The sequence below is a fragment of the Streptosporangium sp. NPDC000563 genome, assembly GCF_040299985.1.
Taxonomy (GTDB): Bacteria; Actinomycetota; Actinomycetes; order Streptosporangiales; family Streptosporangiaceae; genus Streptosporangium.
Map to the genome: position 1 here is coordinate 28870 of NZ_JBEPDA010000024.1, position 16403 is coordinate 45272.

10 protein-coding genes are annotated in these 16403 nt (G+C 70.8%); 7 read left to right on the forward strand and 3 right to left on the reverse strand.

All coding sequences use genetic code 11. From position 1 onward, the window contains the following. The first annotated feature begins 1070 nt into the window (after positions 1–1070). The 4 genes from ABT352_RS34105 (at position 1071) to ABT352_RS34120 (ending at position 8683) form a co-directional block, all read left to right on the forward strand. Entirely contained in the window at positions 1071–4673 is a 3603-nt protein-coding gene (locus ABT352_RS34105; protein WP_350949132.1) for a galactose-binding domain-containing protein, read from the forward strand. Positions 4674–4974: 301 nt separating this feature from the next. Further along, positions 4975–6876, forward strand: coding sequence for a DNA helicase RecQ (recQ, locus tag ABT352_RS34110; RefSeq protein ID WP_350949133.1), 1902 nt, complete (start codon positions 4975–4977; stop codon positions 6874–6876). A gap of 135 nt (positions 6877–7011) precedes the next feature. Next, positions 7012–7674, forward strand: coding sequence for a potassium channel family protein (locus tag ABT352_RS34115; RefSeq protein WP_350949134.1), 663 nt, complete (start codon positions 7012–7014; stop codon positions 7672–7674). A gap of 112 nt (positions 7675–7786) precedes the next feature. Beyond that, complete coding sequence (locus ABT352_RS34120; protein WP_350949135.1) at positions 7787–8683, forward strand: LLM class F420-dependent oxidoreductase; 897 nt, start codon at positions 7787–7789, stop codon at positions 8681–8683. Between the two features lie 105 nt (positions 8684–8788). Here the strand turns inward: ABT352_RS34120 and ABT352_RS34125 are convergent, their stop codons facing one another. After that, positions 8789–9442, reverse strand: a complete 654-nt coding sequence (locus ABT352_RS34125) for a phosphatase PAP2 family protein (protein WP_350949136.1) — start codon at positions 9440–9442, stop codon at positions 8789–8791. 276 nt (positions 9443–9718) lie between these two features. After that, on the reverse strand, positions 9719–10708 hold the full coding sequence (gene dapD, locus ABT352_RS34130) for a 2,3,4,5-tetrahydropyridine-2,6-dicarboxylate N-succinyltransferase (protein WP_350949137.1): 990 nt from the start codon (positions 10706–10708) through the stop codon (positions 9719–9721). Positions 10709–10802: 94 nt separating this feature from the next. Between dapD and ABT352_RS34135 the strand changes: the two genes are divergently transcribed. The 3 genes from ABT352_RS34135 to ABT352_RS34145 all read left to right on the forward strand — a co-directional run bounded on the left by ABT352_RS34135 (position 10803) and on the right by ABT352_RS34145 (position 14156). After that, entirely contained in the window at positions 10803–11405 is a 603-nt protein-coding gene (locus ABT352_RS34135) for a glycoside hydrolase family 25 protein (RefSeq protein ID WP_350949138.1), read from the forward strand. 69 nt (positions 11406–11474) lie between these two features. Beyond that, positions 11475–13442 carry a threonine--tRNA ligase gene (gene thrS / locus ABT352_RS34140; RefSeq protein ID WP_350949139.1) on the forward strand — a complete coding sequence of 656 codons (1968 nt, stop codon included), beginning with the start codon at positions 11475–11477 and terminating at the stop codon, positions 13440–13442. Between the two features lie 162 nt (positions 13443–13604). Next, positions 13605–14156: an HIT family protein gene (locus ABT352_RS34145; RefSeq protein WP_350949140.1), complete on the forward strand. Its 552-nt coding sequence runs from the start codon at positions 13605–13607 to the stop codon at positions 14154–14156. Here the strand turns inward: ABT352_RS34145 and ABT352_RS34150 are convergent. Then, a complete protein-coding gene (locus ABT352_RS34150) occupies positions 14099–16351 on the reverse strand; it encodes a hypothetical protein (RefSeq protein WP_350949141.1) in 2253 nt (750 codons plus the stop codon). The genes ABT352_RS34145 and ABT352_RS34150 overlap by 58 nt on opposite strands. Positions 16352–16403: the final 52 nt, after the last annotated feature.

A 16403-nucleotide genomic window follows, 5' to 3' on the forward strand; every position in this document is an offset into this window, starting at 1 on the left:
GTCGTAGCGGGTCGCCGTAGGCGGACTCGCTGGTCGGCAGCCGTCTGACGGGTGGGCACCTCTGTGTCCTGTGGCCTTGGGCCCCGCCGAAAGGCAGTGCTCCGCGGCAGGATCAGAGTTTACGGAGCGGCCCGCGAGACCGTACTGCGACAGCTCGCCCACCGGCTCGTCGGCATCCTCCACGGCCGCCTCGAAACCGGCAGCTCCGCGAGGAGGCGACCGCCCGGTCGCCTCGTCCTTGAATCGCCACGACTCGACACGGTCACGACCCGGGATGTCTTTCAGCCCGACTGACCACTCCAGTGGGCCACCCTATGCCTTCGCGGTGCTCTCACCGCCCCCAGCGTGGGCGGTCCTCTTCGGCGTCCGGGACAGGTGGCCGGCCGGGCAGCACAGAAGGGTCCGGGGCAAGGTGAACCGGCCTTCTCGACCCGTTGACGCGGCCGTAGCGCGTATGTAACCTTTGGCCAGCGCAGTGCAAAAATATTGCAAAGTACCGTTAAATTCTCTCTATTCTCCGCAACTTGCGGCAGTGATGTGCTGCTTCGGCGCATCTCTCCCACCCCTTCGGAGAGGTCCCAGGTGACGTCGTCCTCGGCATCGCGCGGCCGGTCGCCGCCCTGGCAGCCGGTTGCGACACTCATCGCCCTCGCGCCGACCTGAACGGCAGTCGACGGCAGTCGACGGCCGTTGACGGCAGGGTGCCGTGGCCCGCGCCCGGCGGAGCGCCCCGGGCCGCGACCGGTCAGGGCCCGCGATCCCGGACACCTCCCGTCCGGAACCCACAGAAAGATCCGACGTTCACCGTCGCTCGTCCCGCCGGCCACCTCCGCAGGAAGGACTCCGGCGTAACGGCGACCAGCACCCCCCAGCGACGAACGAGGCACGGCTCACGGCTCGGCCGGCACAGATCATCCGGCCGGCCCGCCGGATTCCGAGGACCCGGAACAAGAGGACCGGGTATCGGCGCCTTGTGGGCGAGGCACCCCCGGGTGCCGAGCGCGTCGCGTGGCGGAGGCCGCGGCCTCCCTCCCGACCCTGTCGTCCCAGACGAGAGATAGAGGAACGCGATGAGAAAGCACTACCTGGCGTTACGGCTGATGGCGGCGACGGCCGCGACCAGCCTGCTCGCTCTGGCCGGGGCGGTCACCGCACCGGCCTCGGCGGCGGCCGGCCCCAACCTGGCGGTGGGGAAGGCGGCCTCCTCCAGCAGTGTCAACGCCCCCTACGGCGCGGGCAACGTCACCGACGGCAACGCCACCACCTACTGGGAGAGCAGCAACAACACCTTCCCGCAGTGGGTTCAGGTGGACCTCGGAGCCGTGACCAGCGTCAACCAGGTCGTCCTGAAGCTGCCGCCCGCGGCGGCCTGGAACACCAGGACGCAGACCCTGTCGGTGCTGGCGGGCACGAGCGCCACGCCCACCACGACCGTCGCCGGTTCCGCCGGCCGCACCTTCGACCCGGCGACCGGCAACACGGTGACGATCGACTTCGCCACGACCAGCGCCCGCTACCTCCGGCTGAACATCACCGCGAACACGGGCTGGCCCGCCGGTCAGCTCTCCGAGTTCGAGGTGTACGGGCCCGGCTCCGGCGGTGACACGACACCGCCGAGCACGCCGTCGAACCTGGCCTACACCGAGCCGGGCTCGGGCCAGATCAGGCTGACCTGGAACGCCTCGTCCGACAACGTCGGCGTGACCGGATACGACGTCTACGCCAACAACGCCCTGCGCGCCAGCGTCGCGGGCAACGTGCTGACCTACACCGACACCCAGCCGGCCACCGCGACGGTCTCCTACCACGTCAAGGCCAAGGACGCCGCGGGCAACCAGTCGGGAAACAGCAACACCGTCACCCGTGCGGGCAGCACCCCGCCGGGGTCGAACCTTGCCGTCGGCAAGGCGATCACCGCCTCCTCCTCGGTCTTCACCTTCGTGGCCGCCAACGCCAACGACAACGACACGGCGACCTACTGGGAGGGCAACGGCGGCAGCTACCCCAACACGCTGACCGTGAGCCTCGGCGCGAACGCCACCCTCAGCTCGGTCGTGGTGAAGCTGAACCCCGACAGCGTCTGGGCGACGCGCACGCAGAACATCCAGGTTCTCGGGCGAGGACAGGGCTCGACCACCTTCACCACCCTGGCCGCGGCGGCGAACCACACCTTCGACCCCGCCTCGGGTAACACGGTGACGATCCCGGTCAGCGGCGCCTACGCCGACGTCCAGCTCAGGTTCACCTCGAACACCGGCGCCCCCGCCGGGCAGGTCGCCGAGTTCCAGGTCATCGGCACCCCGGCGCCGAACCCGGACCTGACGATCACCGGTGTGACCGCGTCCCCCACGTCCCCCGTCGAGACCGACTCCGTCACGCTCTCGGCCACGGTGCGCAACGGCGGCTCCGCTGCCTCCGGCGCGACGAACGTCAACTTCTACCTGGGCACCACCAAGGTCGGCACCGCCTCGGTCGCCGGGCTGGCCGCCGGAGCGTCCGTCACGGTGTCGGCCGCCGCCGGTCCCCGCGACGCGGGCAGCTACCCGCTGAGCGCCAAGGTCGACGAGGACGACACCGTCATCGAGCAGAACGAGTCGAACAACACCTTCACGAGCTCCGCCCCGCTCGTGGTCAGGCCGGTCGACACCTCCGACCTGGTCGCCACGACCGGCTGGACCCCCGGCAACCCGGCCGGAGGCAGTGTCGTCACCTTCTCGGTGGCGATCAAGAACCAGGGCACACTCGCCTCCGCGAGCGGCGCCCACGGCATCACCCTCACCGTGCTCAACGAGGCGGGCACCGTCGTCCGTACCCTGACCGGCTCCCACAGCGGCGTGATCGCGCCGGGTGCCACCACGAGCCCGGTGAACCTGGGCACCTGGACGGCGGCGAACGGCAAGTACACCGTCAGGACCGTCCTCGCCGACGACGCCAACGAGCTGCCGGTCAAGCGGGCGAACAACACCACCGTCCAGCCGCTCTTCGTCGGTCGTGGCGCCAACATGCCGTACGAGATGTACGAGGCCGAGGACGCCGTCGTCGGCGGCGGGGCCGCGGTGGTCGGTCCCAACCGCACCATCGGCGACGTGGCGGGTGAGGCGTCGGGCCGCAGGGCCGTGACGCTGAACAGCACGGGCAGCTACGTCGAGTTCACCACCAAGGCGAGCACCAACACCCTGGTCACCCGTTTCTCCATCCCCGACGCCCCGGGCGGCGGCGGCATCGACTCGACGCTGAACATCTACGTCAACGGCACCTTCCTCAAGCCGATCAACCTGACGTCCAAGTACGCCTGGCTGTACGGTCCCGAGGCCGGCCCCGGCAACTCGCCGGGCTCCGGCGGGCCGCGGCACATCTACGACGAGGCCAACGTCATGCTGGGGACCACCGTCCCGGCAGGCAGCAAGATCAGGCTGCAGAAGGACCCCGCCAACACCACGACGTACGCGATCGACTTCATCAACACCGAGCAGGTCTCGCCGATCGCGAACCCCGACCCCGCCAGGTACACGACCCCCACCGGCTTCACCCACCAGGACGTGCAGAACGCCCTCGACCGGGTGCGGATGGACACCACCGGCACCCTGGTCGGCGTCTATCTCCCGGCGGGCACCTACCAGACGGCGAGCAAGTTCCAGGTCTACGGCAAGGCCGTCAAGGTCGTCGGCGCCGGTCCCTGGTACACCCAGTTCCGGGCGCCCGGCAACCAGGACAACACCGACATCGGCTTCCGCGCCGAGGCCAGCGCGAACGGCTCGTCCTTCGCGAACTTCGCCTACTTCGGCAACTACACCTCCCGCATCGACGGGCCGGGCAAGGTGTTCGACTTCGCCAACGTCGCCGACGTGGTGATCGACAACATCTGGAACGAGCACATGGTCTGCCTCTACTGGGGCGCCAACACCGACCGGGTGACGATCAAGAACTCCCGCATCCGCAACATGTTCGCCGACGGCATCAACATGACCAACGGCAGCACCGACAACCTCGTCAGCAACAACGAGGCCCGCGCCACCGGAGACGACAGCTTCGCGCTGTTCTCCGCCATCGACGCCGGCGGCGCCGACATGCGCGGCAACGTCTACGAGAACCTGACGTCGATCCTGACCTGGCGGGCCGCGGGCGTCGCGGTCTACGGCGGGTACGACAACGTCTTCAGGAACATCTACATCGCCGACACGCTCGTCTACTCCGGCATCACGATCAGCTCGCTGGACTTCGGCTACCCGATGAACGGCTTCGGCGCCAGCCCGCCCACCAGGTTCGAGAACATCTCGATCGTCCGGGCCGGCGGTCACTTCTGGGGGCAGCAGGTCTTCCCGGCGATCTGGGTCTTCTCCGCCTCCAAGGTCTTCCAGGGCATCCGCGTGAGCAACGTGGACATCGTGGACCCGACCTACGGCGGCATCATGTTCCAGACCAACTACGTCGGCGGCCAGCCGCAGAACCCGGTCACCGACACGATCTTCACGAACATCTCGATCACCGGTGCCAGGAAGAGCGGCGACGCCTTCGACGCCAAGTCCGGCTGGGCCGTCTGGGCGAACGAGATGCCCGAGCCGGGCCAGGGGCCGGCGGTCGGCTCGGCCACGTTCAACAACCTCCGGATGAGCGACAACTTCCAGAACATCAAGAACACGACGTCGACCTTCACGATCAACGTCAACCCGTGATCCCGCGGGAGACCCGGAGGAAGGCCGAGACAAAGCAGCCGAAATAAGACGGCAGGGAAACAAGCCGGTGCCGCCGGGAGGACCGACCCTCCCGGCGGCACCTTTCCCCGCTCCCTGGCTCTGCCGAACCGGTCCATCCCCGCTGGATCGCTCCGTCACCGCCGAACCGGCACACGGCCCGCCCCACCCAGACGCCCCGGGTTCCGTATGGCCCGGTATGGCCTGGTGCGGTGCCGGGCGACGTCCGCGTTCGCGGCCTGTTCGTCGCCGACCGGCGGGAAGATCCTCGTACACTGTCCCGATGGCTTCCCCCGAGAACGGCCCCGAGGCGAGCGACGCGTCGCGGGTCCTGCAGCGCGTCTTCGGCTACGACTCGTTCCGGGAGGGCCAGCAGGAGATCATCGAGCATGTCGTCTCCGGAGGCGACGCCCTCGTGCTCATGCCGACCGGTGGCGGCAAGTCGCTGTGCTACCAGATCCCCGCCCTCGTGCGGAAGGGCACGGGAGTGGTGATCTCACCGCTCATCGCGCTCATGCAGGACCAGGTCGACGCCCTGACCGCCCTCGGCGTACGGGCCGGGTTCCTCAACTCCACCCAGGACTTCGAGGAGCGCCGCGCCGTCGAGTCGGCCTTCCTCTCCGGAGAGCTGGACCTGCTCTACCTGGCGCCGGAGCGCCTGCGGGTCGACGCGACGCTGCGGCTGCTCGACAGCGGAGTGATCTCGCTGTTCGCGATCGACGAGGCCCACTGTGTGGCCCAGTGGGGGCACGACTTCCGGCCCGACTACCTCGCCCTGTCCGCGCTGCACGAGCGCTGGCCCGACGTGCCGCGCATCGCGCTGACCGCGACGGCCACCAAGGCCACCCACGCCGAGATCGCCTCCCGCCTGAACCTGGAAGAGGCCCGCCACTTCGTGGCGAGCTTCGACCGCCCCAACATCCAGTACCGCATCGCCCCCAAGAACGAGCCCAAGCGGCAGCTGCTGGAGCTGTTGCGCACCGAGCACGCGGGCGACGCGGGCATCGTCTACTGCCTGTCGCGCAACTCGGTCGAGAAGATCGCCGAGTACCTGGTGCAGAACGGCATCGAGGCGCTGCCCTACCACGCGGGGCTCGACGCCCGCGTCCGCGCCGCCAACCAGGCGCGTTTCCTGCGCGAGGACGGCCTCGTCATGGTCGCCACGATCGCGTTCGGCATGGGCATCGACAAGCCCGACGTGCGCTTCGTCGCCCACCTCGACCTGCCCAAGTCCGTCGAGGGCTACTACCAGGAGACCGGCAGGGCCGGGCGCGACGGCCTGCCCTCCACCGCGTGGCTCGCCTACGGCCTCCAGGACGTCGTGCAGCAGCGCAAGATGATCGACACCTCCGAGGGCGACGACGCCCACCGGCGCCGCCTGGCCACCCACCTGGAGGCGATGCTCGCCCTGTGCGAGGCGGTCGAGTGCCGCCGCGTGCGGCTGCTCGCCTACTTCGGCCAGGAGGGCACCGCCTGCGGCAACTGCGACACCTGCCTGTCGCCCCCGGAGTCGTGGGACGGCACGGTCGCCGCGCAGAAGGTCCTGTCGACCGTGTTCCGGCTCATGCGCGAACGCCGCCAGAAGTTCGGCGCCGGTCAGATCATCGACATCCTCCTCGGTAAAAAGACGGCGAAGGTCATCCAGCACGACCACGACGGGCTGACGGTGTTCGGCATCGGCACGGAGCTGAGCGAGGCCGAGTGGCGCGGCGTGGTCCGCCAGCTGCTGGCGCAGGGACTGCTCGCCGTCGAGGGCGACTACGGCACGCTGGTGCTGACCGAGGCGAGCGCGGAGGTCCTGGGCCGCAGACGCCAGGTGCCACTGCGGCGCGAGCCGGAGAGGGCGCCGCGCGCCGCCAAGGCCTCCCGGTCCTCGGCGGCCTCCAGCTCGCGCCGGGCCGAGCCCGTCGAGATGCCGCCGGAGGCGGTCCCGGTGTTCGAGCTGCTCCGCGCCTGGCGCGGAGCCACCGCGAAGGAGCAGGGCGTGCCCGCGTACGTGATCTTCCACGACGCGACCCTGCGCGAGATCGCGACCAGGGCGCCCTCGTCCCTGGCCGAGCTGGGCACGGTGAGCGGGGTGGGGGAGAACAAGCTGGCCAAGTACGGCGAGCAGGTTCTCGACACCCTCGCGGGATCCGCGGGGGAGTCCGAGGGCGGTGAGGAAACCCTTCTGGAGTTCCCCTGAGATAGAATCGGGCGAATTCGGGCCTGATGGCCCGCGCAGTGAGACGCATAGAGGAGCCTGGAGGCTGTCGTCCGCCTCCGGGCTCCTCGCATTGGCGGACCCCCGTGGCCGCGGACTCCCGAAAGAGGACGATCGTTGGCTGACAGAAGGAACGACCCGGTGGTGGTCGTCGGGCTCGGCCGCTTCGGCAGCTCCCTCGCGGTCGAGCTGTTTCGCAGGGGCACCGAGGTGCTGGCGATCGACAACCGCCCCAAGGTGGTGCAGAGCCTGGCGGGAAAGCTCACCCACGTCGTCGTCGCGGACTCCACCGACATCGAGGCGCTGCGGCAGATGGGGGTGCCCGACTTCTACCGGGCCGTGGTCGCGATCGGCACCGACCTGGAGTCCAGCATCCTCACCACGTCCCTGCTCGTCGAGCTGGAGATCGAGGACGTCTGGGCCAAGGCGATCAGCCGCGAGCACGGCCGCATCCTGGAGCGTGTCGGCGCCCATCACGTGATCCTTCCCGAGCACGACATGGGGGAGCGGCTGGCCCACCTGCTCAACGGGCGGATGCTCGACTACATGGAGGTGGACGGCGACTACGCGGTGGTCAAGACCCGTCCGCCCCGCGAGTACGTCGGCGTGCCCCTGGGCGAGTCCAACCTGCGGCGCAAGTACGGCGTGACCGTGGTGTGCGTGAAGGGCCAGTACGACGAGTTCACCTACGCCGACGCGGGGACCGTACTCGGGTACGGGGACGTCATCGTCATCGCGGGCAAGATCGAGCAGGTGGAGCGGTTCACCGAACTCCCGTGAGCCCTCCCCGGCCTCGCGCCGTGCGTCCCCGACTCGCCGTGCCCGGGTCGCCGTGTGTTCGCCGCGAGCGATCTAGACTGGGCGAAACTTCCTAGAACGGAGTTCGGTAACGATGCGATTCGGACTGTTCCTCAGCGGCTCCCAGAAGCCGGACGCGCTCGGTGACGTACGGGAAAGCATCGCCCGCGGGGCCGACGACGGCTTCTCCTCCGTCTGGATGTCCCAGACGTTCGACCTCGACGCCCTGACGGCGCTCGCCGTGGCCGGAAGCCAGGTGCCGGGGATCGAGCTCGGCACCGCCGTCGTCCCGACCTACCCGCGCCACCCGGCGGTCCTCGCCCAGCAGGCGCTCACCGTCAACGCCGCCCTCGCCGGGCGGCTCGCCCTCGGTATCGGTCTCTCGCACCAGATCGTGATCGAGGGCATCTACGGCATGAGCTTCGAGCGGCCCGCCCGCCACATGCGCGAGTACCTGTCGATCCTGATACCGCTCGTACGCGGGGAGAACGTCTCCTTCGAGGGGGAGACCCTCACGGCACGGCTGGGCCTGAACACGCCGGGGCCGAGGGACATGCCCGTGCTCATCGCCGCCCTGGCCCCGAGGATGCTCAGGCTGGCCGGGGAGGTGGCGGACGGCACCGTGCTGTGGATGACCGGCGCCAAGACGGTGGCCGAGCACGTCGCCCCCGCCGTCACCGAGGCCGCGCGGGCCGCGGGGCGCCCCGAGCCGAGGATCGTGTGCGCGCTGCCCGTCTGTGTCACCGACGACGCCGAGGCGGCGAGGGCACTGGCCGCCGAGCGATTCGAGATCTACGGCCAGCTGCCGTCCTACCGGGCGATGCTCGACAGGGAGGGCGCCGCAGGGCCCGCGGATGTGGCGATCGTCGGAGACGAGGACGAGGTGTCGGCGCGGATCGAGGCGCTCGCCAAGGCCGGGGTCACCGACTTCGTCGCCGCCGAGTACTCCCCGGGCACCCGGACGCGGGAGTTCCTCAAGAGCCTCCTGTGAAGGCTCCCACGCCCCTGCCGCCCGGCGCCCCGCGAGCGGCCGTCGGCGACGCCGATCCTCTGAGGGCTCCTTCTCCCCCGCCACCCACGTAGGGGGCGGTCCCGCTCAGACGCCGAAGGCGCTCAGGGCCGCCCACGCCGTCCCCGCCCCGACGGCGGTCCCCGCGGCGACCTGGGCGGGTGTGTGGTGGGTGAGCCTGACGCGCGCCCAGCACACCGTCGCCACGACGAGCGCGCCCGCGACCAGCGTGGGCGCGGCGGGCAGCACATGGGCCAGCACCACCACGGTGCCCGCCGACACGGCCGCGTGGAAGGAGATCTTCCACCGGAAGGTGATCGGGACCGTCACCGCGAGCGCGGCCAGCATCGCGGTCACCGTGGCCACCAGAAGCCGGGGGGCACCCAGCAGGATCAGCAGCGTCAGCGCGACGACCACCGAGGCGACCGCGACCAGCAGCGGAACCGTACGGCTCGACCGGTCGACCAGGTGGTGGGAGTCGAGGCGTCCGGAACGGACCCCGTTCAGGATCACCAGGGCCGGGATCCCGCCGCACAGGGCCGAGGCCACCAGGCCCCAGACCGCACCGGGCCAGCCGTCCGCCATCAGCCCGACGAGCGGAGGCAGCCCGATGACCAGCACCTGCGGCGCGAACAGCCCGGTCACCCACCGGGCCACCGCCCCGGCCGTGTTCTCACCGTTCTCACCGCTGCCACCGCTGCCACCGATCTCACCGTCGCCCGCCATCCCCTGACCGGTCATCCGAATCCTTCCAGCGCGGACCGCCCCCGTTCGGGCGTGAGGGTCGTGGCCCCAGCGGCCCCGGCTGCCCCAGTGACTCAAGCGGCCCCAGTGGCTCAAGCGGGCCCCAGCGGACCCGTGGGGCCACTCTGTCAGCTGAGGGGCCCGCGGACGAACATCCGCGAGCCCCGCGCGGGACGAACCGGAGAGGCGTCCCCGCGCCTCGCGAGGACGGCGGGCCGTGCTCCCGGAGCGGCTCCCGGAGCCGCTCCCGGACGAGAGCCGACGACCAGGCGGTCAGTCGTTGGCGTGCAGGACGCTGTTGAGCTCCACGCTCGTCCCCGTACGGGGCACGGCCTCGACCGCGCCCGAGGTGGAGTTGCGGCGGAACAGCACACCGGAGGCGCCGGAGAGCTCGGACGCCTTGACCACCCGTCCCTCGGGCCCTTCCGCCGGCAGGGCCACCTTGGTCCCGGCGGTGACGTAGAGCCCCGCCTCCACGACGCAGTCGTCGCCCAGGGAGATGCCGACGCCGCTGTTGGCGCCCAGCAGGCAGCGCCTCCCGATGGAGATGACCTGCTTGCCGCCGCCGGACAGGGTGCCCATGATCGAGGCACCGCCGCCGACGTCCGACCCGTCGCCCACGACGACACCCGCCGAGATGCGGCCCTCGACCATGGAGGTGCCGAGCGTGCCGGCGTTGAAGTTGACGAAGCCCTCGTGCATCACGGTCGTGCCGCTCGCCAGGTACGCGCCGAGACGGACCCGGTCGGCCTCGGCGATCCGGACGCCGGTGGGCAGCACGTAGTCGACCATCCGGGGAAACTTGTCCACCCCGTAGACGGTCACCTGACCCCGGGCGCGCAGGCGGAGCCGCACCTGCTCGAAGCCCTCGACGGCGCACGGCCCGTGGTTGGTCCACACCACGTTGCTGAGCAGGCCGAACAGCCCGTCCAGGTTCTGGCCGTGCGGCTGGACGAGGCGCGACGACAGCAGGTGCAGGCGCAGGTAGGCGTCGTGGGCGTCGGCGGGGGCCTCCGACAGCTTCGCGATGCCGGTGCGCACCGCGACCACCTCCACGCCGCGGTCCTCGTCGGGGCCGAGGAGTGCGGCGACCTCGGAACCGAGTTCCTCGGCCGCCTCCCGCTCGGTCAGCCGCGTGGTGCCCGGCGAGGGGGGCTCGCCCAGCCGAGGGGACGGGAACCACGTGTCGAGCACGGTTCCGCCGGAGGTGATGGTCGCGATGCCGGCCGCGTAGGCGCCGGAGGTCTGGGCTGCTGCGTTCACGCCGACCAAGCCTAGCCAAAGCAGCCGCAATGGCAGTACGCCGAGGGAGCGTCGGGCGTGTGCCCCGTGCCGTCCGGCGGTTAGCCTGGCGGCCATGTTGCAGGGGATCGACGTGTCGAACTGGCAGGGCGCCGTCAACTGGGGCGCGCACGCGAGGGGCGGGGTCTCCTTCGCGTTCGCCAAGGCCAGCGAGGGGAGCACCTTCACCGACAAGTGGTTCGCCACCAACTGGAACGGCATGCGCGAGAGCTGGATCGTCTGCGGCGCCTACCACTTCGCCCGTCCCGCGGGAGACCCGGAGGCGCAGGCGGTGCACTTCCTGCGGATCGTGCGGCGGGCGGGGCTGCGCAGGGGGGACCTGCTCGCCCTCGACCTGGAGACCAACGATCACCTACCGGCGCACCGGGTGGCGCGGTTCGCCCGCGTCTGGTGCCAGGCGGTCGTCGCGCTCGCCGGGGTCAAGCCGGTGATCTACACGTTCCTGTCGTTCGCGCGGAGCGGCAACTGCGCCGGGCTGGAGCCCTATCCGCTGTGGATCGCCGCGCCCGACCACCCCCGGGGCAGGCCGGAGGTGCCGAGGCCGTGGGACAGGTGGACGATCCACCAGCACTCGAACAGGCCCCTCGACCGCAACGTCTTCCGCGGCACCCGGGCCGAGCTGACCTCCCTGGGCTACCGCCGGAGCCGCGACGCCTGAGAAATCGCGTTGCCGACACCGGTAGCATCGATTCCCAGACCATTCGTCGACCTCTCCCAGGGAGCAACAGTGTCCGCCGTGCCAGAACTTCGTGTCACCATCGCCGGAGCAGCGCGTGTGGTGGCGGGAGGCACGACGTACGGAGAGGCGCTGGAGGCGGACGGCCGCTCGGTGGTCGCCGCCCGCGCCAACGGCGAGCTGAAGGACCTCGCGGCCCCGGTGGCCGAGGGCGACGTGATCGAGCCGGTTCCCGCGGGCAGCCCCGACGGGCGCGCCATCGTCCGCCACTCCACCGCGCACGTCATGGCCCAGGCCGTCCAGGAGATCTTCCCCGAGGCCAGGCTGGGCATCGGCCCGCCGGTCGAGAACGGCTTCTACTACGACTTCGACGTCAAGGACCCGTTCACCCCCGAGGATCTCAAGCGCGTCGAGAAGCGCATGCGCGAGATCGTCAAGCAGGGGCAGCTCTTCTCCCGCAGGCCCGTCTCCGACGAGCAGGCCGCCGAGGAGCTCGCCTCGGAGCCGTACAAGCTGGAGCTGATCGGCCTCAAGGGCGGCGCGGCCGAGGAGGAGAGCGTCGAGGTGGGCGGCGCCGAGCTCACCATCTACGACAACCTCGACGCCAAGACCGGTGAGCTGCGCTGGAAGGACCTGTGCCGCGGCCCCCACGTGCCGACCACCCGGTCCATCCCGGCGTTCAAGCTGATGCGCTCCGGCGGCGCCTACTGGCGGGGCAGCGAGAAGAACCCGCAGCTCCAGCGGATCTACGGCACCGCGTGGGAGTCGCGCGAGAAGCAGGACGAATACCTCCACCTGCTGGAGGAGGCCGAGAAGCGCGACCACCGCAAGCTGGGCGCCGAGCTCGACCTGTTCTCCTTCCCCGACGAGCTGGGCTCGGGCCTGCCGGTCTTCCATCCCAAGGGCGGCGTGATCCGCCGCGTGATGGAGGATTACTCGCGCAGGCGGCACGAGGAGGCGGGATACTCCTTCGTCAACACCCCGCACATCACCAAGGAGAACCTCTACAAGATCTCCGGTCACCTCGACTGGTACGCCGACGGCATGTTCCCCCCCATGGAGCTGGAAGGCGCGAGGTACTACCTCAAGCCGATGAACTGCCCGATGCACAACCTGATCTTCCGGGCGCGCGGACGCTCCTACCGGGAGCTGCCGCTGCGGTTGTTCGAATTCGGGACGGTCTACCGCTACGAGAAGTCCGGCGTGGTGCACGGCCTCACCCGCGTGCGGGGTCTCACCCAGGACGACGCGCACATCTACTGCACCCGCGAGCAGATGCGCGACGAGCTGAAGTCGCTGCTGCGCTTCGTGCTCGACCTGCTGCGCGACTACGGCCTCGACGACTTCTACCTGGAGCTGTCGACCAAGGACCCGGTCAAGTTCGTCGGCAACGACGAGGACTGGGAGGAGGCGACCGAGACCCTGCGCGAGGTCGCCGAGTCCGAGAAGCTGGAGCTGGTGCTCGACCCGGGCGGCGCGGCGTTCTACGGGCCGAAGATCTCCGTGCAGGCCCGTGACGCGATCGGCCGCTCCTGGCAGATGTCGACGATCCAGCTCGACTTCAACCTGCCTCAGCGCTTCGAGCTGGAGTACCAGTCGACCGACGGTTCCCGGCAGCAGCCCGTCATGATCCACCGGGCGCTGTTCGGCTCGATCGAACGCTTCTTCGGCGTCCTGGTCGAGCACTACGCCGGCGCGTTCCCCCCCTGGCTCGCGCCGGTCCAGGTGGTCGGCATCCCGATCGCCGAGGCCCACGCGCCCTACCTCCAGGACCTGGCCAAGAAGGCCCGCGAGCGGGGCATCAGGATCGAGGTCGACGCCTCCGACGACCGCATGCAGAAGAAGATCCGCAACGCCCAGAAGTCCAAGGTGCCCTTCATGCTCCTGGCGGGCGACGACGACATCGCCAACGGCGCGGTCTCCTTCCGCTTCCGCAACGGCGAGCAGAAGAACGGGGTGCCGGTCGACGAGGCGATCGCCGAGATCGTCGACGCGATCGAGCGCCGCGTCCAGGTCTGAGCCCCCTGGGCGGCGGAAGGTCTCCCGTGGAGGGCTCGGAAACTTTCCACGGGGGCCTGAGGCGCCCACGGGCCTTTAGCCCGGCGGGCCTTCTCGGAGGCTCGGGAAGGCCGGGGGGAGGCGCGAGACGACGGTAATCGGCGTGGCAATATGCTGGCGGCCATGAGCAACGAGCCGGAGGCGCAGCACGGAGCGGGGACACCGGACGCGTTCCAGAGACTCTGGACCCCCCACCGGATGGCGTACATCAAGGGGGAGGGTAAACCGGCGGGTTCCGGCCCCGAGGACGGCTGCCCGTTCTGTGAGATCCCCCGTATGAGTGACGAGGACGGTTTGGTCGTCGCGCGGGGAGAGAAGGTCTTCGCACTGCTCAACCTCTACCCCTACAACTCCGGCCACCTGATGGTCTGCCCCTACCGGCACGTGCCCGACTACACCGACCTGGACGAGGCCGAGACCTTCGAACTCGCCGACTTCACCCGGCGGGCGCTGGTGGCCCTGCGTAAGGCGAGCGGCGCGCAGGGCTTCAACGTGGGCATGAACCTGGGAGGCGTGGCGGGCGCCGGGATCGCCGCCCACCTGCACCAGCACGTGGTGCCCCGGTGGGGCGGCGACACCAACTTCATGCCCGTCGTCGGCCAGACCAGGGTGCTTCCTCAGCTGCTGCGCGACACCAGGGAGTTGCTCGCCGGCTGCTGGCCCGGCTCCTCGTAGCGCGGCACGTCCTCGTCCAGCGCCTTGATGCCCGCCGACAGCGTCAGCGGCACGGCGAGCGCCAGCGCCATGGACAGCACCGCGGCCCCCGAGTCGTTGACCAGCATGCCGACCACCCCGCTGACCAGGGTGCCGATCAGCCCTGCCCGCAGCGCGGGGGAGTGCGCGAACGCGGCGGGCAGCACCCCCGCGCTCGCCTGCTCCGGGCGGAGCAGCGCGTAGACGAGGAAGGCCACCGCGGCGATCACGACGGGCATCAGGTTGGGGTTGAGCAGTGTGCCCAGCATCGCGCCGAACTTGCGGCCGATCACCTCCAGGGCCTCCCCGGTGAACACCTGGCCGACGAAGCGGCCCAGATGCGTCTGCGAGCCCGCGGGACGCAGATAGTCGAGGTAGGCGATGGACATCACGATGACGCCGCCCGCCACGCAGAACGCGCCCAGCTTGACGATCGAGACCCGCCTGCCCGCGATCAGCAGCGCGGTCACCGCGATGCCCGGCACGAACGCGATCACCCCGCCGAAGTCGCTGCCCACGCCCGGCCAGCCGCCCAGGATCATCGCGAAACCGCCCAGCGCCGCCACGACGGCGGCCGCGACCACGCTCGCGCGGCTCCCGCCCATCGGGTGAGCCGACACGACGGCGACCGTGGCGCCCTCGTGCGCGGGTCGATCCACCACGGGGGCATCGGCGTGATCGCCGAGAGCCGGCCGGTCCACCGGCGCGTCCGCGCGGTCGGCGCGGTCGGCGCGCGTCAGCCGGTGCGCGATCGTGGCGGCGAACAGCAGCACCGAGGTGGCGAAGAGCGCGAACGGGATGTTGCCCAGCCCGTAGTAGCGGGCTCCGACCACGGCGCTGTAGCCCATCACGCTGTTGAGCTGCAGGGTCGTCCCGGTCAGCAGGTCGCCCGCCAGCACCGCCGCGGTCACCCCCGCCACCACCGCCAGCGGCCCGAGCGGCGCCCGGCGCCAGGGCCCCGCCAGCGCGGTCGCGGCCAGCAGCAACGCGCATCCGGTGATTCCGCCGACCAGCGCGAGCACCGGCGAGCCCGCGTGATGCCAGGGGGTGAGGTTCACCAGGTACGTCGACACGGGCACCGAGGCCAGCGCGACCGCGGCGACGCGGACGCCGCTCAACCCTCGCCTGCGGCGCATCAGCAGGAAGGCGACCAGGTAGAACGCGACCTGCAGCACCGCGACGGTGGTGAAGAAGATCCCGCCCACGTTTCTGATCGTCTCCCCGGCCACGTCGGCCCGATCCAGCGCGACCCGCGCCGTCTCGGTGCCGCCGGTGCGCCTCTCGGCGGCCTGCCAGGGAACCCCGATCACGCCCGGCGGCGCCGCGACGCCCGTCAGGGAGAGCATCGTCGCGGTGATGTCCGGCAGGATCGTGGTGTCGTCGCGGTGCGTGGAGGCCGCGCCCAGGAAGCGGCCGGAGACGTCTGCGTCACGCATCATCGCCACCCGCAGGTGCGGGTTGCCGCCGTGGTCGGACAGGCCCGCCAGCAGCACGCGGGTGTCCTCGGGCAGCATGCTCAGCACCGCCCCCGTCTTGGCGTCGGCGAGGCGCAGCGCCGCGGCCCGCTCCCGCGCGGTGAGCCCGTCCTCCTCCCGGGGCAGCCGGTCGCCGGTCAGGTACGGCCTGATGAGGTCGTCGACGTCGACGGCGATCACCCGGCACCCGGTGAGCGCGTCGGCGCGGATCTGGGCGGGGGAGGGGGCGTACACGTCGACCCTGCCCGAGCGGTCGGCGAGCGCGAGCGCGGCCCCGGGGCCGATCGCCAGCGTGCACTCACCGGCGGCGTGAACGGCCTCGCCGAGGGCGCCCGCGTTGCGCTGGCCGGCGACCCGGTGCAGGTACTCGTAGCCGGGGATGACCGCGCCCGCCGCGTCGGGCTCGGGCAGCGGGGGGAGTCCGCAGCCGTGGCCGACCGCGGACCTCACCCCCGCCGACACCGTCAGCCACCCGTCGTAGGGGCAGGTGACCCTGCCGACCGTGCGGACCGAGAGGGAGCCGACCGCGCTCCGCCCGGCGAGCTGCCACAGGTTCGGGGTGCCGGTGGGGCTGAGGTCACTCCACCGCAGGCCGGGAATGCCGATCAGCACCACCCGTCCGTCCACTCGAGTGGCGGACTGCGCGGCCCCCGGCCACAGCAGGCCCAGCACCACCGCGAGCGCGACAAGCGTCCGCTTCACGAACGACCTCCCCTTCAGGCTCCTGCCAGGTGCTGGAACCGTAGGGCAAGAT

What these genes read in the sequence shown, in the direction of transcription:
- ABT352_RS34125 (WP_350949136.1), bottom strand. Translation starts at nt 9,442, where the DNA reads ATGACCGGTCAGGGGATGGCGGGCGACGGTGAGATCGGTGGCAGCGGT.
- ABT352_RS34105 (WP_350949132.1), top strand. Translation starts at nt 1,071, where the DNA reads ATGAGAAAGCACTACCTGGCGTTACGGCTGATGGCGGCGACGGCCGCG.
- ABT352_RS34135 (WP_350949138.1), top strand. Translation starts at nt 10,803, where the DNA reads ATGTTGCAGGGGATCGACGTGTCGAACTGGCAGGGCGCCGTCAACTGG.
- ABT352_RS34145 (WP_350949140.1), top strand. Translation starts at nt 13,605, where the DNA reads ATGAGCAACGAGCCGGAGGCGCAGCACGGAGCGGGGACACCGGACGCG.
- recQ (WP_350949133.1), top strand. Translation starts at nt 4,975, where the DNA reads ATGGCTTCCCCCGAGAACGGCCCCGAGGCGAGCGACGCGTCGCGGGTC.
- ABT352_RS34120 (WP_350949135.1), top strand. Translation starts at nt 7,787, where the DNA reads ATGCGATTCGGACTGTTCCTCAGCGGCTCCCAGAAGCCGGACGCGCTC.